Genomic DNA, 21,516 nt, shown 5'->3' with positions numbered 1-21,516 from the left:
ACAATGGACCAAGATCAGCGTGCTGTTCTTCTGATTGCATCGCGTCTCCTCGGTTATCCTGAGGAGACGGATGTTCAGGAAGAAGAGGAAATGGATGCTTTTGTCGAGGAGAAAATATCATCTCTAAGATTGAGACAGGACCTTAAAGCCGCATATGCACCTATTTTGAGGCTCCCTGTACATGTGCGCCGGGAGTTGTATGTGTCGAGCTTCGATTTGAAATCGAAGCTGGGGCTTTACCTGACGGCACACGAACTAGGAGACAGTCCAAAACGTGGAGCTGCCCTCATCCGTCTGCAGAATATCCTGGCCGATGCAGGCTATGCCGGGGTGGAAGGAGAGCTGGCAGATTATATACCGCTATTGTTCGAGTTTCTTGCAATCACAGAGGAAAACCCCGACCATCAGCGGCTTGTCAGAAGGCTTGCTGTTGCAATCAAGCGAATGTCTGACCATATCCATGATAGCCCGTTCGCCAAAATTCTGGAAGTATTGAGGGATTATGTTTTCCCGGAACCGACCAAAGCGGAAATAGAGAAGCTGGAATTCGAACGGGAAGAGGCGGATTTGGAAGAGCTGCCATACCCGATTATGTACCAGTGATTCTTATATTCACATCAATATCTGAAGGGGTGATTTGATGCCAGAAGTTTTCTGGTGGGTAGTCTATCCATATGTAACATTAATGATGATGCTCCTTGGATTGCTGTACCGATACGCATTCCGGCAGCTCAGTTGGGCGGCCCCTTCCACGGAATTCCTGGAAAAGAAATGGTTGAGTATTGGCTCCCCTCTTTTTCACTGGGGAATCATCTTCGCTTTTATCGGCCATGTCATGGGGATTATTATTCCCCTGGAATTCTATTATGCTGTCGGGATCAATGACCACCAGTATCATAGTCTCGCGCTTGCCGGTGGGGGAGTAGCAGCTATCATGGTCATGGCTGGGTTGATTATTCTCTTAATCAGGAAGATCATCTTCGACCCTGTTCGAATCCGAGCAAGTTTTGCAGATTTCTTTTCTCTTATAGCCCTTTTGCTGGTCGCGGGAACAGGTACGTGGGTGACTTTGGTATACAATACCGGGCCTATACCATATGATTATCGACAGGCAATAGGCCCATGGTTCCGCAGTCTGTTCGTTCTGCAGCCGAAATATGAATTGATGGCAGCGGCTCCCATGGTTTTCAAAATCCATGTTATTGCGGCTTTCGGCTTGTTTGCTTCCATACCGTTCACGAGCCTGGTCCACTTCTACAGTCTGCCTGTGAGTTATCCGACTAGAGCTCCGCAGCAATATCGGTCAAGGTCGAATTATAAGCGGAAAGGAAATGAAACACCTGGGGCATGATCAACTGGCACCGGAAGCCGGACGGCTTCCGGTGTTTTTCTTTTATAGCAATCCTGTCAGTATACCAGCTGCAAAGAGAAGACCGAATACCCAGTGATGCCGGCCTGCCCATTTCATCGCCATTTTTTCTTCAGCTTCTGTGCTGGACTCTCGAAAGGACCAGCGCAGCCGGATGGCGATGGGAATTGCCAACAGGACGAAGAGGGTGCCTGCAGGGACGGCTTCCACTATTACCAGAGCCAGAACCAGCAAATAGCAACTGAATAATAGAACCGTCAACAACCCTTCTGCCTGTCTCCTCCCCAGCCTCATTGCCAAAGTCCTCCGGTATCCCTTGTCTTTCTGGATATCCCGCAAGTTGTTGGTCAAGATCATCGTACTGATCAACATGGCATAGAGCAGAGCAATCATCATTATGGTCCAGTTGATTGCTTGGGTCTGAACACTGTAGCTGAGCAACGTAACCGTCATCCCCAAAAACAGGCCTGCTGTCACCTCTCCAAGCCCTAGAGCAGCCAAAGAATGCCGGCCGGCTGAATAGGCAATTCCTGCAGCGATTCCAATGGAGCCTACAACTGCTATCCACCAGCCGGCCTGAGAGGAAATCCAAAGACCTAGAATCATCGCAACCCCTATAAGCGAACTGGCTATATAGGGGACCTGATGATGAACGGGAAGCCGGCTAGATGCTTTCGCTTCTTCCAGCTGCCATTTTTCTTTATCCTGCCCATTCCTGAAATCAAAATAATCATTGAACATATTAGCCGATGTTTGTACTAGGATTGCCGCGACCAGCAACACGAACAGCAAGTCGTAACGCAGTCGTCCGTCAAGTGCAGCCAAACCTGTACCGGCTAGGATCGGACTGATGGTTCCGCTTAAAGTTATAGGTCTAGCCAGTTGCAGCCAGGTAAGTTTGCATGAATAAATACGTCCGTGCGAAAATGGGTCCGTTGATTGTTCTGCTTTTAAGACACGCATCATTCCACCACCCATATTAAATTAGATTTTCATCATCAGGATAATCAGCACGAGGAAACCCGCTATCTCGAATGATTCCAGTACAGCTATACGAAAAAGTTGCCGGAACAGTGGTTTCCCGTTTCCTTTTTCTGCCTCCTGCCAAAAATAATCATCGGTGAGCACCAGCATCGTCTCCCTGTAACCGATTCCTATCCCCCATAGCAGGGTAAAACCACCCACCAGTAATGCAGCCAGCCATATGTTTCCATATGCCGTATTCCAAAGAAAGTCCCAACTTTTCACAGGACCAAGGATAGCTCCGAGCAGTATGCCGGTGATACCGACGCCCATTCCTGCAGCCGTCAACAGGGGGTGCGACCACCTCATCAGACTGGTCAAGAATTGGCGCTGACTTTGATAAGACATCTTCATCACAGCAGGGAAGACTCCCCAGCCGATGAACAAAATGCCCCCGACCCAAATGATGCCTAGGAATATATGGAGGATAAGAACAATCTCACGCATTGGTGGCTCTCCTTCCTATTGGTCTACTGGCCGCTTTTTCATCTATAGAAAAGATGACTGGCTTCCATTTGCTCCTTCAGCTGTCATCTGGGGAGGAATTTGATGAGTCTTCTCAAGAACGAGACGGTAATTCCGGTCCACTGCCATTTTAAAACGAATAAGCAGAAAGCCGATGAGAAGGGCTTCTAGGATGGCTGATAAAATAGCCAACCATGTTGCTTCTGCTGCTGGAAGAATTGCCAGTAGAGCAATTTGAGCAAGAAACAGTCTCATACTTCGCAACATGACAGAAACTCCAAGTGATAGAATTGCAGCGCTCAGGATTAGCAAGGAAAGGCTGGAAGGACCTACATCAGGTGAAATGGTTTGAAGAGAGAGGAAACTTATCATGCTGAGGTCAACTCCTCTCTGGCAGGACTATCCGCTTGTTCTACTAGCTGTGAAACATGCGAGGGATCTTCATATTTACTTTCATCATAGCCATATAGAATAAAGCCGCCGCCAAGGCCTTCATTAATCATCCGGTCTACATCGAAATTCTCTTGGTACATTTGGTTTTGTTTCATGAGTATCTCCTCCTTTGTCTCAATTATCTGCTATTTACTTCTATAAATCCTTGACATAGGTCAATTATTTGAAAGAAATTGAAACTTGGGGAGGAGTGCATTCGCACCTTGATATCCTGAACGTGCTGCTGATAAATTCGCGCTCCAGCCGATATCCAGCACTCGCTCCGACAGAACGCTTCTTCCAAGGTCTTCGGACTCGTGTTGTATCACTGGAGTCTCCGCAGCGATGGCTCCCATAGAAGGAATCGACCACGGTTTCTGCCACAACGAAAACGGCATACCAACCGTTATCCGATTGGTATGCCGCTTCCTTGATCATTTAATTGTTGCTGTATTTCTTTATTTACTTTCCCTCTTGGCCACTGTATAGAATCATATACGTGGGAAAAGGATATTGTTCTCCAGGTGGATATGTTGGAACGTATTATCCTCTAATTCTTTCAACCGGGCATAGGTTATTTGATAGGATCCGCAGGCATTGGCATGCGGCTTGAAACCATCGGTGATCCGGCGCATTTCTTTCAGCAGCTTGCCAACTTCATCATGTTCGCTTTCCAACTCGCCATTGGCCTCATGGATCTGTCTTATTAATGCATCTGACGGATTTTGCTCGTACTCTTTAATGAGGGGGAATACATCATTTTCTTCTTTGATGGTATGCTCCTCCATTTCGGTCATGAACTTGCCGTACAATTTATGCAGCTCTTTAAGATGTGGTTGGTTTTCCCCATGTTTACGATAAATTTTGGTGACAAACTGACCAAGCGCAGGCAGTTCCTCCATCAAATAGGCGTGATGCCGGTGAACAATATGGTCTACCAATTCCGTCAATGAAGCGGTATCCCAGTCAGTTGCCTGATTGCCTTCTTCTTGCCAGCGGGTGAAAGCCTGATTCAGTTCAGATAGGATACTTTGTTCGTCCAGGTTTTTCTCTTCAAAGCTTTCTTTCAGGGGGCGATGGCCGCCACAGCAAAAATCAATTTGATGGACTTTGAACAAATCGCTTGCCTTTGGGAAAACCTTCACTATATTTGCCGGTGTATGTTCAACAGTAAATGTGTTCATCAACTCTACCTCCAATTAATGTCTTGTCTTTATGATAAGGGATGAAGGTTAATGGGTCAGTGATTTGCATCACTGGGGAAAGGTTTTTATAAAAATATTTGTCGTCCAACATCAGTTATTGTTGGAAGTAGAGGGGATAAATCATTTATAATTGGCTATAGTCATAATATTCCATTTACAGAGATATCATTCACTTCACTGAAAGGGGCGAAGGCAATGCACTTGGTCAATCAGTTAACAGTGGAGAGGAATACGAGAATTTTCTCGGAGGATTGCAAGAGAGAGATAGAAGCGATCATGCATCCGGAAACATTTGTTAAAGGATCGAGCATTTACTGGGAGGGCGACGACACCGGTAAACTGTTCTACCTGAGGGAGGGGAAGGTGCGACTGACCAAAGTAAGTGATGAGGGAAAGGAAATAGCCATGTACTATTACTTCCCTGGTGACATGTTTGGTGAGTACCTTCCAGATCAGCACCCGCTCTGTGCCTTTACCGCGGAAGTTCTTGAGGACACAACAGTAGGAGTGATCCGCAGAAAGGAGCTGGAGCAGCTGATGAAAGAAAACGGCACGCTCGCATTGGAATTCACCCAATGGCTCAGCCACACACAGCAATACACCCATATGAAACTGAGGGATCTTCTGCTCTATGGTAAGAATGGAGCATTGGCATCCATGTTGATCCGTATCTCCAATACATACGGACAAGACGATGGGGAGGAAATTACCATAAGCAGAAAATTCACCAATATGGAACTGGCCAAAATGGTCGGAGCCACCAGAGAGACAGTCAATCGGCTGTTGACAGGGTTTAAAAAGGATGGGCTGATCGACTATGAGCAGGGGAAGATTTCCATTCTCAATCTGGGGGGATTGAAGGAAATCAACCAATGCGAAGAATGCCCGGTGGAGATCTGCAGGCTTTGATCGCAGAGTTTCCTCCATAGGAAGAGAAGAAAAGCGGAAGACGCCAGGGGTATACATCCTGATGTCTTCCGCTTTTTGTTCGACTACTCTGCTGGCCTGTTGGGTTCTGTCAAATCATTGAACATGCCTACGTAATATTTAATGGTTCCCACATCACTACGGATAGCACTGATGGTCAGCCATTCCTTGTAAATTTCTCCATTTTTGCGTCGGTTCCAGATCTCTCCTTCCCAGAACCCCTTCTCTTCAATATCTTTCCACATTTTTCTATAAAATGCTTGATCCTGTTCACCGGAATGAAGCAGGGATGGCGTCTGCCCCAATGCTTCATCCTTGGTATAGCCGGTTACCACGGTGAAAGCGGGATTGACATCTTGGATGACTCCCTGTCTGTTCGTCACCATGATTCCTTCGGCGGTATGTTGGATTATCTGCCTCTCTACATTCATCTGATCTTGGTAGTACATGAAAACAACAATAACAAAGCTCACGAGGGCGAACTGGGACATCAGCATGAAGCCAATGGCATAATGGCCGGTAATATTGAAGACACTCGTCAAGATAAGCGGCGGGAAGAATCCTCCAAGTCCCCCCATCGCAGACACCACTCCATTGACGATACCGGCTTGTTTAGAAAAGTAAAGCGGCACAAGCTTGAAGACCGTACCATTACCGATCCCGACAGTAACAGCAACTGCCAATGCTCCGACTGTATACCATTCAATATTCGGTGAAAATGACAGCAAAATACCAGATAAGGCCACACTGATAAATACAATCATCAAAATAATGAAGGCGTTGAATTTATCGGCAAGCCAACCCCCTACAGGGCGGAGCAGGGTAGCAACAGCAATGAAGCCGGCAGTGCGGAGACCTGCATCCACAGCATCCAAACCAAAGTTGTTCACCAGGAAATTCGGCAGGAATACCGTGAAGGCGACGAATGCACCGAAAGTTATGAAGTAGAACAGGCTCAGGAACCACAGGGTCGCATTTTTATAGACACCTTTGATCTGTTCCACCATGGAATTCTTCACTTTTGTCTCTTTCCTGTCCCCGAAGAAGAAGTTCAATACGATGAAAAGCAAAAGCAGGACAAGGAAAAGGCGGACGGTAGCCTGCCAGCCGATGGACTGAGCCAGAACAGGTGCGGCAAAGGTGGTTGCTGCCGTACCAATATTACCAACCCCGTATATTCCATTGACAAGGCCATGCTTTTCTTTCGGGTAGTACTTTGGCAGGGAGGTTACACCGATGGAAAAGGTCGCTCCTCCAATACCAAGCAGCAAGCCGCCGATGACCAGGTCCATAAATGAGTCCGCAATACTAATGTAGAAAACCGGGAACAAGAGGGCGATGAAACTGATGATGAAGATCCATCTAGCCCCGAGCCGATTGGTATAGAATCCGATAGGAATTCGCAACAGGGAGCCAAGAATTACTGGTATCGCCGTAACAAGGGATACTTGCCCTGCAGTCAGATCAATGTCCTCCTGAATACTGGGCATCAATGAGGAAATGATGACCCAAATCATGAATCCGATGACAAGACTGGATGTTTGTAGTGTTAATTGTATTCCAGGTTTTTTCATAGGAGTTTCTTTCCTTTCTGGTTTAGATACGTTTAATGCAAGCCTACCGAATACCATTTTAAGTATCTGTGAAAAACATCACAGTCATGCAGAAGAATATGGAAAAAGTGAACAGGCTGTGACAAATCTCTTGGGTGTGAAAAACTTCACACCGGGATTAGCCGGTGAGTGGTTCAATGGGGATACAACATTTAAAGCAGTTGTCTGGAGGGACAAGCATGAAAAAGAAACCATCCCCGCTTTGGCAGAGATTGAACTATCTGAAGCCGAAAGAAACGTATTCAAATGATCACAGCCAGTTACAAGAAGGAAATCGTGACTGGGAAAATGTCTACCGCAGAAGATGGCAGCATGACAAGGTAATCCGATCCACCCATGGGGTGAACTGTACCGGATCATGCAGCTGGAATATATATGTAAAAGATGGAATTGTCACATGGGAAGGGCAGCAGCTCGATTATCCGACGACAGGGCCGGACATGCCAGAATTTGAACCACGCGGCTGTCCGAGGGGAGCCAGTTTTTCCTGGTACATATACAGTCCTCTTCGGGTGAAGTACCCTTATGTTCGTAAAAAACTGCTCGTCATGTGGCGGGAAGCATTAAAGAACCATGAGACCCCGCTGGAAGCCTGGAAAAGTATTGTGGAAGACAAGGAGAAAGCGAAGCAATACAAGCAGGCAAGAGGGAAGGGCGGTCTTGTCCGTACCGACTGGGATGAGGTGACCAAATTGGTGGCAGCATCTGTCCTATACACGACCTTGAAGTATGGTCCTGACCGTAACGTAGGCTTTTCTCCGATCCCAGCAATGTCGATGATCAGTCATGCAGCGGGAAGTAGATTCATGTCCTTGATCGGCGGACCGATGCTAAGCTTCTATGATTGGTATGCGGATCTACCGCCTGCATCCCCACAGATTTGGGGAGATCAGACGGATGTTCCGGAAAGTTCCGACTGGTTCAATTCCAGTTACATCATGACTTGGGGATCCAACGTACCTATGACCAGGACACCGGATGCACACTTTCTAGTGGAGGCCCGTTATAAAGGAACAAAAGTAGTCTCGGTCAGTCCAGACTATGCAGAATCCACAAAGTTTGCAGATGACTGGATGTCGGTGAAACAAGGTACCGATGGTGCGGTTGCCATGGCTATGGGGCATGTCATCTTGAACGAATTCTACCATAAAGAGAAGACTCCATATTTTGAAGAATATGCAAAGACTTATACCGATTTTCCATTTTCCGTCAGGCTCAAAGAGCAAAACGGCAGCCTGACAGCTGACCGGTTCCTCCATGCAAAGGATCTGGGCATAAAGACAGAGCATGATGAATGGAAACCAGCGATGTACAACCAGCGCACTGGAGGGTTTTCCATCCCACAAGGAACAATGGGTTCCCGATGGGACGAACAGGGCAAATGGAATCTCCGATTGGTGGATGAGAACACCAACGAAGCAATTGAACCTGTACTGAGTTTCCTGGGAGAAGAGGACGAGATTGTCCAAGTGGATATGCCTTACTTCGATCATGATACGAAGAAAGTACTTCCACGTGCAGTACCTGCGAAGAAAATAGAGATCGACGGTGAAGTGCAATATGTTGCTACTGTCTATGATTTGATGATGGCCAACTACGGTATCGACCGTGGACTTGGAGGTGAAGCAGCAGCCAGCTATGATGAGATAGCTCCATTTTCCCCGGCATGGCAGGAACAGATCACCGGAGTGGACCGCTCTTTGGTAATCAAAATTGCCAGGGAGTTCGCACAAAATGCAGTAGATACTAACGGACGCTCCATGATTATTATGGGAGCAGGGATCAATCACTGGTTCAACTCCGATACCATCTACCGGGCGATCGTCAACCTTGTCTTGATGGTTGGTGCCCAAGGAGTGAACGGAGGCGGATGGGCCCACTATGTAGGCCAGGAAAAACTCCGGCCTGCTGAAGGGTGGAGTGCAATCGCCACGGCGAAAGACTGGGGCGGGCCACCAAAATTGCAGAATGGTACTTCCTTCTTCTACTTTGCGACAAATCAATGGCGCTACGAAGAAACACCAGTAAGTGACCTGACAGCTGCCAATGTAGAAAAAGCAAGGTATGACCACCATGGAGACTATAACGTTATGGCAGCAAGGCTCGGATGGCTTCCATCTTATCCGACATTCGACCGGAACGGGATAGATATCCACAAAGAAGCTGTAGAGGCAGGAAACGAAACGGTTGAAGATATTGGCAAATATGTTGCCGGACAATTGAAGGATAAGAATCTTAAATTTGCAATAGAGGATCCGGATGATGAAGCGAATTTCCCAAGGAACCTGTTCGTATGGAGAGCGAATCTTATCTCCAGTTCCGGCAAGGGGCATGAATATTTCCTGAAAACCCTGCTTGGCACCAGTCACGGTATGATGAACTCGGATGAAGATACCCTTCGTCCCGAGGAGATCAAGTGGCATGAGGAAGCACCAGAAGGGAAGCTGGATCTGCTAATCAACCTGGACTTCCGGATGGCCGGTACTGCTCTCTACTCAGATGTCATTCTCCCGGCAGCAACCTGGTATGAGAAGCATGACCTCTCGAGCACAGACATGCATCCATTCGTCCATCCATTCAATCCCGCAATCGCTTCTCCTTGGGAAGCAAAATCAGATTGGGATATTTTCAAATCTGTGGCGAAAGGAGTCTCCGACCTCGCGGAAGAGCTGGATATGGAGCCGATCAAAGAGGTAGTGGCTACCCCATTGAACCATGATACACCGGCCGAGATGTCCCAGCCATTCGGTGAAATCAAAGACTGGTCCAAAGGGGAATGCGAGCCGATTCCAGGAAAGACGATGCCGCAGATCCATGTGGTGGAGCGTGACTTCAAACAAGTTTATAAGAAAATGACCTCCCTTGGTCCAAATATTGCCAAGCAGCCGTATGGCGGAAAAGGTATCAATTGGAACATGGAGAAGGAATATGAGCAGGTGAAACGAACCATCGGCACTCTCCAAGATGGCAGCATAGCTGATGGTTGTCCGGATATCACCAGTGCAAGAGATGCCTGTGAAGCAATCCTGATGCTATCGTCCACCACCAACGGCAAAGTTGCAGTCAAGGCATGGGAGGCACTGGAGAAGAAAACGGATCTGGAACTGAAAGACCTTGCTGAGGAAAGAGAAGAAGAATTATTCACATTTGACCAGATTACGGCTCAGCCAAAGACAGTCATCACTTCACCGGCATTTAGCGGATCGGAAAAGGGAGGCAGGAGGTATTCGCCTTTTACTACCAATATCGAGAAGTTGATTCCATTCCGTACGATCACTGGAAGACAATCGTTCTTCGTCGACCATGAAATGATGAAAGAATTTGGAGAAACGATGGCAGTATTCAAGCCGATTCTGAACCACCGTCCTTTCAGGGAAAACCGTCCGGAGGTAGAAGGAAAAGAGATTACGCTTAATTACCTGACACCGCATAATAAATGGTCGATTCACAGCATGTACTTTGATGCACAGCCAATGCTTACATTATTCCGCGGAGGGCCGACGATCTGGCTGAATAAGGACGATGCCGCAGATGCGGATATCGAGGATAATGATTGGATTGAATGCTTCAACCGAAATGGTGTCGTTGTGGCACGGGCAGTTGTATCCCACCGGATTCCAAGGACCATGGCATTCATGCACCATGCACAGGATCGCCATATCCATACACCTGGAACGAAACTGACGAAGAACAGGGGCGGCACCCATAACAGTCCTACCCGTATACATGTGAAGCCTACACATATGATCGGCGGCTATGCACAGCTGAGCTACGGCTTCAACTATTATGGCCCAACAGGGAACCAGCGGGATCTGAATGTGATCATCCGCAAAATGAAGGAGGTAGATTGGCTTGAAAATTAAAGCGCAAGTAGGTATGGTGATGAACCTTGACAAGTGTATCGGCTGCCATACCTGCAGTGTCACTTGTAAAAACACTTGGACAAATCGACCGGGTGCAGAATATATGTATTTCAATAATGTGGAAACGAAACCGGGGATCGGTTACCCGAAGCAATGGGAAGACCAGGAGAAATATAAGGGAGGCTGGGAACTGGACGGCGGCGAATTGCGGCTGAAATCCGGTTCCAAGGCCAACCGGCTGCTGAACTTGTTCTATAACCCGAATCAGCCGGAAATGGACGACTACTACGAACCATGGACCTATGATTACGAAACACTGACCAATTCCAAGGAACGGAAGCACCAGCCAGTAGCTCGGGCGAAATCCGCTGTAACAGGGGAATTCATGGACCTGGAATGGGGCCCGAACTGGGAGGATGACCTTGCTGGTGGGCATATCACAGGTCTGCGCGATCCGAACGTGGTACAGATGGAAGAGTCAATCAAGACGGAGTTCGAAGATGTGTTCATGATGTATCTGCCTCGTATTTGTGAACATTGCATTAACGCTCCATGTGTATCCTCCTGCCCGTCCGGTGCGATGTATAAACGGGACGAAGACGGTATTGTGTTGGTAGATCAGAATGCCTGTCGTGCATGGAGACATTGTGTCACTTCCTGTCCGTATAAGAAGGTCTATTTCAACTGGCAGACGAACAAAGCAGAAAAATGCACCATGTGCTACCCGCGGATTGAAAATGGTCAGCCGACCATCTGTTCGGAAACATGTGTTGGCCGTATCCGTTATATCGGTATCATGCTGTATGACGCCGATAAAGTGCTGGAAGCTGCATCTGTAGAAGATGACAAAGATTTGTATGAAGCACAATTGGGCATTTTCCTAGACCCGAATGATCCTGAAGTAATCAAGGAAGCGAAAAAAGAAGGAATTCCGATGGACTGGATAGAGGCGGCACAAAAATCACCGCTCTACAAAATGATCATCGACTGGAAAATCGCTCTCCCGCTCCACCCGGAATACCGCACCATGCCAATGGTTTGGTACATTCCACCATTGAGCCCGATCATGAATATGATTGAAGGAAAGGGAAGCCAGGCAGACACAGAGGATATTTTCCCAGCTATCGACAACATGCGTATTCCAATTGAGTACCTGGCGAATCTCCTGACAGCCGGAGATACCGACCATATCCGCAACGTACTGAAGAAAATGGCCGTGATGCGCGGGTTTATGCGGGCAGAGACAACCGGTAAGAAATTTGATAAAGAAACCATTACAGACCTTGGGTTGGAGGAAGACGATGTTCGCAAGATGTACCGCCTTCTGGCAATTGCCAAATATGAAGACCGCTTCGTCATTCCGAAAAGCCATAAAGAGGAAGTTGCAGATCTGTACGATGAGCAAGGTGCATGTGGACTGGACTTTGCCGGCGGACCTGGAAGCTGTGGCGTCCTGTCGTAGGCAGGACTGCCCTTACAAATTTTATTCGGTCTTAGTTAAATGATAAAGAGTTTGGGACAAACTAAATTGCTTTACTCAAGAGATGAGCAATGAATTGAATTAGCGAAGGAAATATACGTAGACTCCTACGGGAGGAAAGGCCTAGGTGAGACCCCGAAGTGCGATAGCACTCGGAGGCTCAGCAGCCGCCCGTGGAAAGCGGAGTATATTTCCGAAGCGGCAATTCCCACTTAACAATATTGCTAGCTAGTTCGTTTTTTCTTTTGATTAAACAGTTTTGTCCCAGGCTCGCTAATAAAGGATGAGTGAAATGAACCGGACACAAACAACGGAAATCTATCAGATTCTATCCTTCCTGTTGCATTACCCAAGCCAGCAGATGAAAGATACATTGCCAGTGTTGCGAACGGAGATAGAGTCGATCGAAGACCAACAGATCAAAGAAGATTTGCAAAAGTTTATGGAAATTGCCTGGAACACACCACTTGGGGAATGGATTGATTATTATGTCGAGCATTTCGACTTCGGCAGGATCACCAATCTGTATGTCACCTATCTCAAACTGGGGGAACAGAGGGAAAGAGGGCTTGAGCTCCTGAAGCTCAAGAAATTCTATGAATCTGCCGGGTTTGATGTATCGGATCATGAGCTGCCGGATTATCTGCCATTGATGCTTGAATTCTGTGCCCAAGTACCAGTCAAGAAAAGTAATGAGCTGCTCGACATGCATGCTGCTGCCATCAAACAGATCCATGGCGTTCTGGAAGAGAGTGAAAACTACTACGTCCTTTTATTCCATGCACTGCTGATCCATATGGAAAATAACGGCGTCCAGATCCCTGCAGAGGAAGAGATGAAAGCTGCTACCAAATAATCTATCGGAATTTTTGCTTAGCCTGAAGGAGGCAAGTTAAGATGAGTATGACGGAATTAGTACTCTGGGGAGTCATTCCCTATATCGTACTGACGATTTTTATCGGCGGTCATATTTACCGCTATCAAAAAGACCAGTTCGGATGGTCCACCAAATCCAGTGAGTTTCTGGAGAAAAAACGGCTCCGGATCGGGTCGACCCTGTTCCACTGGGGAATCCTGTTCGTTCTTGCCGGTCATGTCGGAGGATTAATTGTCCCGGTCGGCTTCTATAACATGCTGGGAATCACCGAGCATATGTACCATAATGTTGCCATTATATTCGGAATGCCTGCGGGTATTGCTGCCTTGATCGGCGCAGTTCTGTTAACCTATAGAAGAATAAGTGTAAAACGGATCAAGCAGACAACATCAACCGGTGACTGGGTAACATTGATCGGGTTGCTTTTGGTCATCATCAGCGGCCTGGTAGCTACTGCCCTCAATGTGGATTCACATGGATTTGATTACCGTACGACAATTGCACCATGGCTCCGGGGATTATTCATCTTCCAGGTACAGCCAGAGTTGATGGCGGAGGTGCCGATCTGGTTCAAGATACATATCTATACCACATTTGCACTCTACGTTGTCTGGCCTTTCACCAGACTGGTCCATGTATTCAGTTTCCCGTTCCGTTATCTGACTAGGAATTATGTTATTTATAAAAAAAGGATCTCCAGCAGAGAAGCTTAGATACTAATGGAGATCCACCGCACCTTTTTGCAGTCGGAAAAGAGGGGTAGATGTGAGTAGATGGTTTTACCTGAATATGGCCTTGCTGTGCCTGGCTGTATGGAATGTTGCTGCCAGCAGCTCCTTTCCGGCTCTAAGACTGACTGTGCTCTTTGGTTTTCTCGGCCTGCTGTTCGTCCTGTTCAACTGGACGAGGCATGCTGTTTTTTCCACCATCCGCAACTCCCGGGAGCGACGCAGGAAAATAAGATTCGCCAATCTCTCCAAAAGGGTCCTGCCCTACCACCGCTGGACAGGTACCATGGCTTTACTTCTGATTCTCACCCATGCCGGATTTGTCCTAGTACGGTATGGCTTCTACTGGCAGAACGGAAAAATGGCCACTGGTGTTCTGGCTGCAATTGTACTGGCTGCTGTCGTTGTCACGGGATGGATGCGCCTTTATCGGCCGAGCGGGAGGAAACGGAAAATTCATTTGTTCCTCGGCATGTCGTTGTTTTTCCTCATTGCTGCCCATCTGTTGTTTTAAGCTAAAAATATTGGAAATAAGGTTGTGAATTTGATGCTGAAAGTAAATAAACTTCTATCCCTCAGGGAAGAACTGAAGGCAAATGTGATGAAAAAGGAATATGATCAGGCTGCTAACCAAGCGGAGGAAATGGAGAATCTCCTGGCAGCTGGGACGGAAGCGGCTGAAGAAGAGCTGTTCCTCTCATTCAGTGCTTTGGCTAAATTGTACAGCCGGACTCGCAATTATGATAAAGCTGCGGACTTCAGCCGGCAAGCACTGCGTTTGGCCAAGTCTTTGGGGGAAGACCAGATGGAAGCAGTTATTGACGCCCATCTAGAATATGCTGCACTGGAGCGGGAGTATCAGCAGTTTGCTGAAGCCAGAAGGCAGTTGGCCAATTTGCTTCAACTGCTGGAAAAGAGGAAATTCAACGATGATTTCGCGCATGGAATGATTTACTCGAGCCTTGGCAAGGTGTCCCTGGATGAAGAGAATCTTGATGGCGCATCCAGACAGCTGAAGCAGGCGCTTGATTTTTTCGGCAAGGCCGTGCCGATGACCCACCCGGCATCTGCGCAAACGGCCGATATGCTTTCGGACGTCTATATACAGATGGAAAACCACCAGAAGGCACTCGAATTGAACAAGGAAATCCTGAAAGAGCATCAACAAGCAGAGAACAGGCAGGCAGAAGGAAGAACCCTTCTGAAGATCGGTGAGATCTATTTTTATATCGATTTGAAGCAGGCACATAAAACCATCCGCCAGGCAATGAAGTTGCTGACAGATATACATGGGGATAAACACCTGGATATCGCCCAAGGCAATCTCATGCTCGGCGAGTTGGATGAGAATATGGGGAAATATCCGCGTTCCCTGAAATATTATCAGCGGGCTTTGGAGAGCCTTGAGACCTTTTATACCAAAGACCATTTCATGATTGCTTATGCCTATTCCAAGGTCGGTACATTGTCCATCAAAGCTGGTGAGATGCTGAAGGCAAAAGAGCATCTGGAAAAGGGATTGGAGCTGACGGAAAAATTCCCGAAACTCAGACTGCAGTTCCTTCATGCCCTAGGAGAGATCTATTCGAATGAAAAGCGATATGAAGATGCTGATCGCATGTACCGTGAATTCCTTGATATTCTGGATAAAGACGGGAGGAAGAAATCTCAAGGATATGCTGATACACTTCAGGTGATTGCCTTCAACGAACTCGACCAGGAAAAGTGGGAGGATGCTGTCCGCCATTATGAAGAGGCCCTGGAGATTTATGAACAACTCAAGCCCATTCCTCCGCAGGAAGCAGGTTTGACCTGTATGCGTCTTGGCCACAGTTATGAAAATAAGCCGGGTCCAAGCCCGGAGAAAGCAGAAACCTATTATGAAAGAGGCTATAAGCTGCTGGAGAAAACCAAGAACCGAGACATTCTGCAAGAAGCGGTCACCGGACTGATTGAGTTTTACAGCCGTCATCCGAACGAGAAAAAGAGAAAGAAATACGAAGACAAATTTGTCAAACTGCAAAAGACGGAGTGATTTATTCGCTCGGTCTTTTTTGCTGCCGGCTTTCCCCGGCTTGTGACTTTTTTAACTGCAATTTCGTGAGGTTGTTGGTAACATGATAGTAAGCATTTAAATTAGGAGAGATTCCATGTCAATGTTAACAGATAAATTGGGCCGTCCCCTGCATGATCTAAGGATTTCAGTGACGGACCGCTGCAACTTCAGGTGCAGGTATTGTATGCCGAGGGAGCTCTTCGGCAAAGACCATGTCTTCCTGCCAAAGAATGAGCTTCTTAGTTTTGAAGAAATTGAAAGGCTGGCCAGGATTTTTGTAGAGCTGGGTGTAAAAAAGATCCGCCTCACGGGTGGGGAACCATTATTGAGACGGGATTTGCATATACTTGTGGAACGCTTGGCTGCATTGGATGGCTTAGAGGACATCGGATTGACGACGAATGCCTCTCTGTTGGAGCATTCTGCAGAAAAATTGAAAGCTGCTGGACTTCACCGCGTCAATGTGAGTCTGGATGCACTCGATGCAAAGCAATTTGAATCGATCAGCGACAGTGGCGTCAATCCTGAACGCGTGTTGAAAGGGATCCGCAAAGCAAAAGAGGTCGGCCTGGGTGTCAAGGTCAATATGGTGGTCAAAAAAGGAATGAACGATGACCAGATCATCCCGATGGCCAAGTTTTTCAAAGAAGAGGGTATTACTCTCCGTTATATCGAATTCATGGATGTCGGACAGTCGAATGGCTGGGATTTCAGCAAGGTTGTGACCAAGAAGGAAATATTCGATCAATTGTCCGATCAATTTGAACTGGAGCCTGTCGATCCTGCTTATATCGGAGAAGTAGCCAAGCGTTACCGCTACAAAGGAACGGATACAGAAGTAGGCTTCATCACTTCGGTTTCTGAATCGTTCTGTTCTACTTGCACCAGGGCTAGGCTGGCAGCGGATGGAAAATTATATACCTGCCTGTTTGCTGCAGACGGCAAGGACTTGCGCGAAGTAATCCGCTCCGGTGTAGACGATGATGGCTTGCGGTCGGCGATTGTCCCTACGTGGAAAAACCGTGAGGACCGTTACTCAGACGAGCGTACAGAAGAAACAGCGAGAAACCGGAAGAAAATCGAAATGTCTTATATCGGCGGGTAATCCCGCGTTCCCGGATAAATGGAGGAAAGGATAATGGCTCATGACAGATAGATATTCCAGACAGACATTGTTCCAGCCTATAGGGGAAACCGGGCAGCAGCGGATCAGTCAGAAGCATGTGCTGATTCTCGGCTGCGGGGCCCTTGGCTCCGCCAATGCGGAGAATCTGGTACGTGCTGGTGTCGGAAAATTGACATTGATAGACCGGGACTACGTAGAAGTCAGTAATCTGCAGCGTCAGCAGCTGTTCACAACTTCTGATGCCAATGAGCAATTGCCCAAAGTGGTGGCGGCAAAGGCCAGGCTTCAAGAAATCAACCCGGGAACGGAAATCGAGGGGCATGTCATGGATGCCACCAGTATGTCTCTTGAGCCCCTCATCAAAAAAGCGGATCTTGCTATAGATGCGACCGATAACTTTGATATTCGGTTCATTCTGAATGATGTGTGCCAAAAACTCGGGGTGCCATGGATTTACGGCTCCTGTGTAGGAAGCACGGGCATGAGCTATACCGTACTGCCGGATGAGGGACCATGCCTCCAATGCCTGCTGGATACCGTACCAGTAACCGGTGCAACCTGTGATTCGGTCGGTATCATATCACCGGCGGTCCAGATGGTTGTCGCACATCAATCGGCAGAGGCATTGAAACTGCTGGTGGAAGATAAAGAGGCACTCCGGGCCAAGCTGGTGACATTCGATCTCTGGAGGAACCATTATCAGACGATCGGGGTGGGCAGGGCAAAAAATGAGTCATGCCCATCCTGTGGGGAAAGTGCTGTATACCCGTATTTAACTTATGAGGCACAGACAAAAACAGAAGTGCTCTGCGGCAGGAATACTGTCCAAATCCGGCCAAATCGTAAAGTCTCACTGGAGGAACTATCCGGGCGACTGGAACGGATAGCCCCGGTTAAGTCCAATTCATTCTTGCTGTCCATGGAGTATGATTCCTGCCGGCTAGTGTTCTTCCACGATGGCCGGGCGTTGGTCCATGGGACGAATTCCATAGAAAAAGCTAAAAACATCTATTATAAATTGATAGGTTAGGAGGAGAAAAATGGTAGAACGGCGGAAACCGATTAAAGTGAATGAAGCAATCAACCGTGTCATGGAATATGCTGTGCCGGGAAACGTCCATCATGTACCACTGGACAAAAGTTATGGACAATTTCTTGGGCAGGGTCTGGTAGCCGACCACCCTGTACCTCCTTTTGACCGGTCCCCATATGACGGATTCGCAGTCCGCTCGTTGGACACGGAAGAGGCTGCCAGCACGAATCCTGTAACATTCGAAGTCATAGGGGAAATCGGGGCTGGAAGTGTATTTGACGGAAACGTAGGCAGTTTTCAGGCGGTCCGGATCATGACCGGTGCTCAGATACCGGATGATTGTGACGCAGTCATCATGTTTGAGTCGGTTAAAGAGTTTGAAGAGGATGGGAAACCATTCATTCAAATCAAACGCAGGCTGAAAACCGGTGATAACATTTCGTTCACAGGTGAGGATACGGAGCAGGGGGAAGTCCTCGCTAAAAAGGGAACACCGATCAACCCGGGAATCACTGCTCTCCTTGCAACGTTCGGATATAAACAAGTTCCTGTTGCAAGAAAGCCTAAAGTGGGTATCATCGCAACAGGCAGTGAACTGTTGGAGGTGGATGAACCTGTCCAGCCAGGAAAGATCAGGAACAGCAATGCCTATATGGTTCAAGCACAAGTAGAAAGGGCCGGAGCGGAACCAGTCTATTTTGGTCAGTTTAGTGATGAGTTTGAAACTTGCTTGCAGCAAGTGAAAGAAGCAATGGATGAAGTGGATATCCTATTGACGACAGGCGGGGTGTCTGTCGGTGATTACGATTATCTGCCAGCCATTTATGAATCTCTTTCAGCGGATGTACTATTTAACAAAGTGGGCATGAGGCCGGGGAGTGTCACAACAGTAGCCGCGAAAGATGGTAAGTTGCTGTTCGGGCTCTCAGGTAATCCATCTGCATGTTATGTCGGTTTTGAACTTTTCACAAGGCCGGTCATCCGTACGATGTTGTATTCACCGCTTCCTTTCCAAAAAGAGGAGACTGCTGTCCTTGGCGCTGACTTCCCAAAACCGAACCCTTTTGACCGGTTTGTCCGAGGGCGTCTTACATATGAGGATGGCCGACTAGTGGCTACGCCAAGCGGGCTGGATAAATCAAATGTCGTTTCATCTCTGGCTGAAGCGAATGTGCTGATTGTTTTGCCCGGAGGTACCCGCGGGTATGAAAGAGGCATGGAAGTATCCGTATTGCTGCTAGAAGATCAAGAGGGAAGTAGCAATGCGTTATTCCATCAACACGAACAGGAGAGTCGGACACATGGATGAAAAGTTATTCGATATCACCAAAGAGCCGATCCAGGTGGAGGAGCTGGTGAAGAAAGTAGAGCGAAGAGAGGCAGGTGCCATAACCACGTTCATTGGCACCGTCCGTGAATGGACGAAAGGGAAAAGGACGGTGTATTTGAAATATGAAGCATATGTGCCGATGGCTATAAAAATGCTCGAAAAAATTGGCCAGGAGGTCCAGGCTGAATGGCCCGATACAAAAATTGCCGTAACCCATCGGATCGGCAAGCTGGATATTTCCGAAGCCGCTGTGGTGATAGCTGTCTCTTCACCGCATCGCAAGGCAGCCTATCAGGCAAATGAATATGTAATTGAACGGATTAAACAGATTGTGCCTATTTGGAAAAAAGAGCATTGGGAAGATGGAGAAACATGGATCGGCGACCAGCTGGAAAATGTTCCTTATCCAGAAGGAAAACCTAGAATGGAGGAGGATCAAGGATGATCAACGTATTATTGTTTGCCCAACTGCAGGAAGAGGCGGGACGTGACCGTCTGGAGGTAGAGATGGGCGAGACGACTGTCAAGGAATTAAAGCAGAGACTGCAGGATTCCTTTCAACTTGGCAGGTTGGAATCGACCATGGCGGCAGTCAATGAAGAATACGCCAGAGATGAAGACACAGTGAAACCAGGGGATACAGTAGCATTCATTCCACCTGTAAGTGGAGGGTAACCATGCAAATAATTCAAGTTGCCGGCTATAAGAACAGTGGCAAAACAACCCTCGTATCCGAATTGGTGCATGCTTTTTCGGAAACCGGCATCAGCACTGCAGCCCTCAAGCACCATGGACATGGCGGTCTTCCATTGGGGCTTGAAGATACCGACAGTGCTAAACATTTGCACGCAGGTGCGGCGTTTTCCGGTGTGGAAGGGGAAGGCTTGCTGCAAATCTCTTCGGCAGATGGTTGGTCGTTGGGGAAGATGGTGGAAATTTATGAACTGCTGGGAACTGAATTATTGGTAGTGGAAGGATTCAAGCGGGAAAACTATCCGAAAATCATTTTGCTGCGGACGGCGGAAGAGGCCAAACTATTGGAGCAGGCGATGAATATAATTGCCGTGGTTTCAGCATTTCCTTTGGACAGCGACCCGGGGGTACCATTTTTCCATTGGCAACAGAGGAACAGAATGGCAGAATGGCTGATTGATTATCTTGGAATAACATCATAAAAAAAGAGGCAGTATCTGCCCCTAGATCAGTTGATATTGCAAATTTCAATCGGACAGTTTTCACAGCCGATCTCTGTCCGAAGATGATCAATGTTCTTAATGAGGATTCTGCCGTCACGGCCAATGGAAATGACATCCTGCTTACGAAGGTCGACGAGCAGGCGGTTGATGCTCTCCCTGGTAGCTGCGCAAAACATAGCCAGCTCCTGATTGGTGAACACCATATCAATCAAGATACCATCCTCTTTCTGGGTCCCATAACTATTCGACAGACGAATGAGGGTGGAGTATAAGGCGCCTTTCTTTCCGTTGAGGAGAAGGTCCCTGATTTTCGACTGGAATTTACGCATATGGGTGCTCGTCCACTTCATGAACTCAATGGCCAGCGGGGCATTGGTCATCAATTCCTTTTCCAGGATGTGCTTCTTGACGACCAATACCTCTCCAGGCTCGACGACTCTGGCACTGAGAAAATATTTAGCATGATCACTGAAGAGAGTCAATTCCCCGACAATATCATCCTGTTTACATATCCGCAAAGATAATTCTTTGCCATCAGCTGTCAGTTTATCTATTTGGACCAGGCCGGACCTGATCAGATATATTTCATGGGCATCCATGCCTTCATGGAACAGGTAGCTGTCTTTTTTCATAGAGCTGAGTGTTCCGATGGATTCCAGCAAGCTTTTCAAATCACCGGAAAGTTGCTCTGTCTGATTCGGCAAATCTACTGTTGCCAAGTTGTTTTGCATATAGGAAGCCCTCCACACGTTAGTATTTTCATACTTCTATTCTACCACTGGGTGCCAACTTG

At 47.6% G+C, this 21,516-nt stretch carries 23 protein-coding genes; 15 read left to right on the top strand and 8 right to left on the bottom strand.

From position 1 onward, the window contains the following. The first annotated feature begins 3 nt into the window (after nucleotides 1-3). Both narJ (ACFOGI_RS10240) and narI (ACFOGI_RS10235) read left to right on the top strand, forming a co-directional pair. On the top strand, nucleotides 4-603 hold the full coding sequence (gene narJ, locus ACFOGI_RS10240) for a nitrate reductase molybdenum cofactor assembly chaperone (protein ID WP_390272032.1): 600 nt from the start codon (nucleotides 4-6) through the stop codon (nucleotides 601-603). 37 nt (nucleotides 604-640) lie between these two features. Beyond that, the gene (gene narI, locus ACFOGI_RS10235) at nucleotides 641-1,351 is read left to right on the top strand and encodes a respiratory nitrate reductase subunit gamma (RefSeq protein WP_390272030.1); all 711 of its coding nucleotides are present in this window, start codon (nucleotides 641-643) and stop codon (nucleotides 1,349-1,351) included. A 42-nt stretch (nucleotides 1,352-1,393) separates the two neighbouring features. Here the strand turns inward: narI (ACFOGI_RS10235) and ACFOGI_RS10230 are convergent, their stop codons facing one another. From ACFOGI_RS10230 to ric, 6 genes are all read right to left on the bottom strand, one after another. After that, nucleotides 1,394-2,332, bottom strand: coding sequence for a prenyltransferase (locus tag ACFOGI_RS10230; protein WP_390272028.1), 939 nt, complete (start codon nucleotides 2,330-2,332; stop codon nucleotides 1,394-1,396). 21 nt (nucleotides 2,333-2,353) lie between these two features. Continuing rightward, complete coding sequence (locus ACFOGI_RS10225) at nucleotides 2,354-2,839, bottom strand: hypothetical protein (protein ID WP_390272027.1); 486 nt, start codon at nucleotides 2,837-2,839, stop codon at nucleotides 2,354-2,356. A gap of 42 nt (nucleotides 2,840-2,881) precedes the next feature. After that, the gene (locus ACFOGI_RS10220) at nucleotides 2,882-3,124 is read right to left on the bottom strand and encodes a hypothetical protein (RefSeq protein ID WP_390272026.1); all 243 of its coding nucleotides are present in this window, start codon (nucleotides 3,122-3,124) and stop codon (nucleotides 2,882-2,884) included. Nucleotides 3,125-3,225: 101 nt separating this feature from the next. Further along, nucleotides 3,226-3,405, bottom strand: coding sequence for a hypothetical protein (locus ACFOGI_RS10215; RefSeq protein ID WP_390272024.1), 180 nt, complete (start codon nucleotides 3,403-3,405; stop codon nucleotides 3,226-3,228). Between the two features lie 60 nt (nucleotides 3,406-3,465). Continuing rightward, complete coding sequence (locus tag ACFOGI_RS10210; RefSeq protein WP_390272022.1) at nucleotides 3,466-3,687, bottom strand: hypothetical protein; 222 nt, start codon at nucleotides 3,685-3,687, stop codon at nucleotides 3,466-3,468. A 93-nt stretch (nucleotides 3,688-3,780) separates the two neighbouring features. After that, nucleotides 3,781-4,473, bottom strand: a complete 693-nt coding sequence (gene ric / locus ACFOGI_RS10205) for an iron-sulfur cluster repair di-iron protein (protein ID WP_390272020.1) — start codon at nucleotides 4,471-4,473, stop codon at nucleotides 3,781-3,783. A gap of 216 nt (nucleotides 4,474-4,689) precedes the next feature. On the opposite strand from ric, the gene ACFOGI_RS10200 reads away from it, so the two are divergent. Then, on the top strand, nucleotides 4,690-5,403 hold the full coding sequence (locus ACFOGI_RS10200) for a Crp/Fnr family transcriptional regulator (protein WP_390272018.1): 714 nt from the start codon (nucleotides 4,690-4,692) through the stop codon (nucleotides 5,401-5,403). Nucleotides 5,404-5,486: 83 nt separating this feature from the next. Here the strand turns inward: ACFOGI_RS10200 and ACFOGI_RS10195 are convergent, their stop codons facing one another. Next, on the bottom strand, nucleotides 5,487-6,995 hold the full coding sequence (locus tag ACFOGI_RS10195) for a nitrate/nitrite transporter (protein WP_390272016.1): 1,509 nt from the start codon (nucleotides 6,993-6,995) through the stop codon (nucleotides 5,487-5,489). 218 nt (nucleotides 6,996-7,213) lie between these two features. Here ACFOGI_RS10195 and ACFOGI_RS10190 point away from each other — a divergent pair, with 218 nt between their 5' ends. The 12 genes from ACFOGI_RS10190 (at nucleotide 7,214) to mobB (ending at nucleotide 20,702) form a co-directional block, all read left to right on the top strand. After that, on the top strand, nucleotides 7,214-10,897 hold the full coding sequence (locus ACFOGI_RS10190) for a nitrate reductase subunit alpha (protein WP_390272014.1): 3,684 nt from the start codon (nucleotides 7,214-7,216) through the stop codon (nucleotides 10,895-10,897). Further along, a complete protein-coding gene (narH, locus tag ACFOGI_RS10185) occupies nucleotides 10,887-12,359 on the top strand; it encodes a nitrate reductase subunit beta (RefSeq protein ID WP_390272012.1) in 1,473 nt (490 codons plus the stop codon). Before ACFOGI_RS10190 ends, narH begins: the two co-directional genes overlap by 11 nt. Nucleotides 12,360-12,669: 310 nt before the next feature. Further along, nucleotides 12,670-13,233, top strand: a complete 564-nt coding sequence (narJ, locus tag ACFOGI_RS10180; RefSeq protein ID WP_390272011.1) for a nitrate reductase molybdenum cofactor assembly chaperone — start codon at nucleotides 12,670-12,672, stop codon at nucleotides 13,231-13,233. 47 nt (nucleotides 13,234-13,280) lie between these two features. Next, nucleotides 13,281-13,967, top strand: a complete 687-nt coding sequence (gene narI, locus ACFOGI_RS10175) for a respiratory nitrate reductase subunit gamma (RefSeq protein ID WP_390272180.1) — start codon at nucleotides 13,281-13,283, stop codon at nucleotides 13,965-13,967. A gap of 52 nt (nucleotides 13,968-14,019) precedes the next feature. Then, nucleotides 14,020-14,496 (top strand): hypothetical protein, encoded by a 477-nt coding sequence (locus ACFOGI_RS10170; RefSeq protein WP_390272009.1) that lies wholly within the window; start codon nucleotides 14,020-14,022, stop codon nucleotides 14,494-14,496. A 33-nt stretch (nucleotides 14,497-14,529) separates the two neighbouring features. Next, nucleotides 14,530-16,017, top strand: coding sequence for a tetratricopeptide repeat protein (locus ACFOGI_RS10165; protein ID WP_390272007.1), 1,488 nt, complete (start codon nucleotides 14,530-14,532; stop codon nucleotides 16,015-16,017). Between the two features lie 115 nt (nucleotides 16,018-16,132). Then, the gene (gene moaA, locus ACFOGI_RS10160) at nucleotides 16,133-17,143 is read left to right on the top strand and encodes a GTP 3',8-cyclase MoaA (RefSeq protein ID WP_390272004.1); all 1,011 of its coding nucleotides are present in this window, start codon (nucleotides 16,133-16,135) and stop codon (nucleotides 17,141-17,143) included. Between the two features lie 40 nt (nucleotides 17,144-17,183). After that, on the top strand, nucleotides 17,184-18,194 hold the full coding sequence (locus ACFOGI_RS10155; RefSeq protein WP_390272002.1) for a MoeB/ThiF family adenylyltransferase: 1,011 nt from the start codon (nucleotides 17,184-17,186) through the stop codon (nucleotides 18,192-18,194). A 10-nt stretch (nucleotides 18,195-18,204) separates the two neighbouring features. Further along, nucleotides 18,205-19,506, top strand: a complete 1,302-nt coding sequence (locus ACFOGI_RS10150; RefSeq protein WP_390272000.1) for a molybdopterin molybdotransferase MoeA — start codon at nucleotides 18,205-18,207, stop codon at nucleotides 19,504-19,506. After that, nucleotides 19,499-19,972: a molybdenum cofactor biosynthesis protein MoaE gene (locus tag ACFOGI_RS10145; protein ID WP_390271998.1), complete on the top strand. Its 474-nt coding sequence runs from the start codon at nucleotides 19,499-19,501 to the stop codon at nucleotides 19,970-19,972. Before ACFOGI_RS10150 ends, ACFOGI_RS10145 begins: the two co-directional genes overlap by 8 nt. Continuing rightward, nucleotides 19,969-20,202: a molybdopterin converting factor subunit 1 gene (gene moaD, locus ACFOGI_RS10140; protein ID WP_390271996.1), complete on the top strand. Its 234-nt coding sequence runs from the start codon at nucleotides 19,969-19,971 to the stop codon at nucleotides 20,200-20,202. The genes ACFOGI_RS10145 and moaD overlap by 4 nt, the downstream gene beginning before the upstream one ends. A gap of 2 nt (nucleotides 20,203-20,204) precedes the next feature. Further along, nucleotides 20,205-20,702: a molybdopterin-guanine dinucleotide biosynthesis protein B gene (gene mobB / locus ACFOGI_RS10135; protein WP_390271994.1), complete on the top strand. Its 498-nt coding sequence runs from the start codon at nucleotides 20,205-20,207 to the stop codon at nucleotides 20,700-20,702. Nucleotides 20,703-20,728: 26 nt separating this feature from the next. Here mobB and ACFOGI_RS10130 read toward each other — a convergent pair whose 3' ends face one another. Further along, entirely contained in the window at nucleotides 20,729-21,454 is a 726-nt protein-coding gene (locus ACFOGI_RS10130) for a Crp/Fnr family transcriptional regulator (protein WP_390271992.1), read from the bottom strand. Between the last annotated feature and the right edge of the window lie 62 nt (nucleotides 21,455-21,516).

This window comes from Virgibacillus xinjiangensis (genome assembly GCF_042643145.1).
Lineage (GTDB): Bacteria > Bacillota > Bacilli > Bacillales > Amphibacillaceae > Virgibacillus_O > Virgibacillus_O xinjiangensis.
Note: the sequence above shows the minus strand (reverse complement) of the source record. Positions and strands in the feature narration are given on the sequence as shown.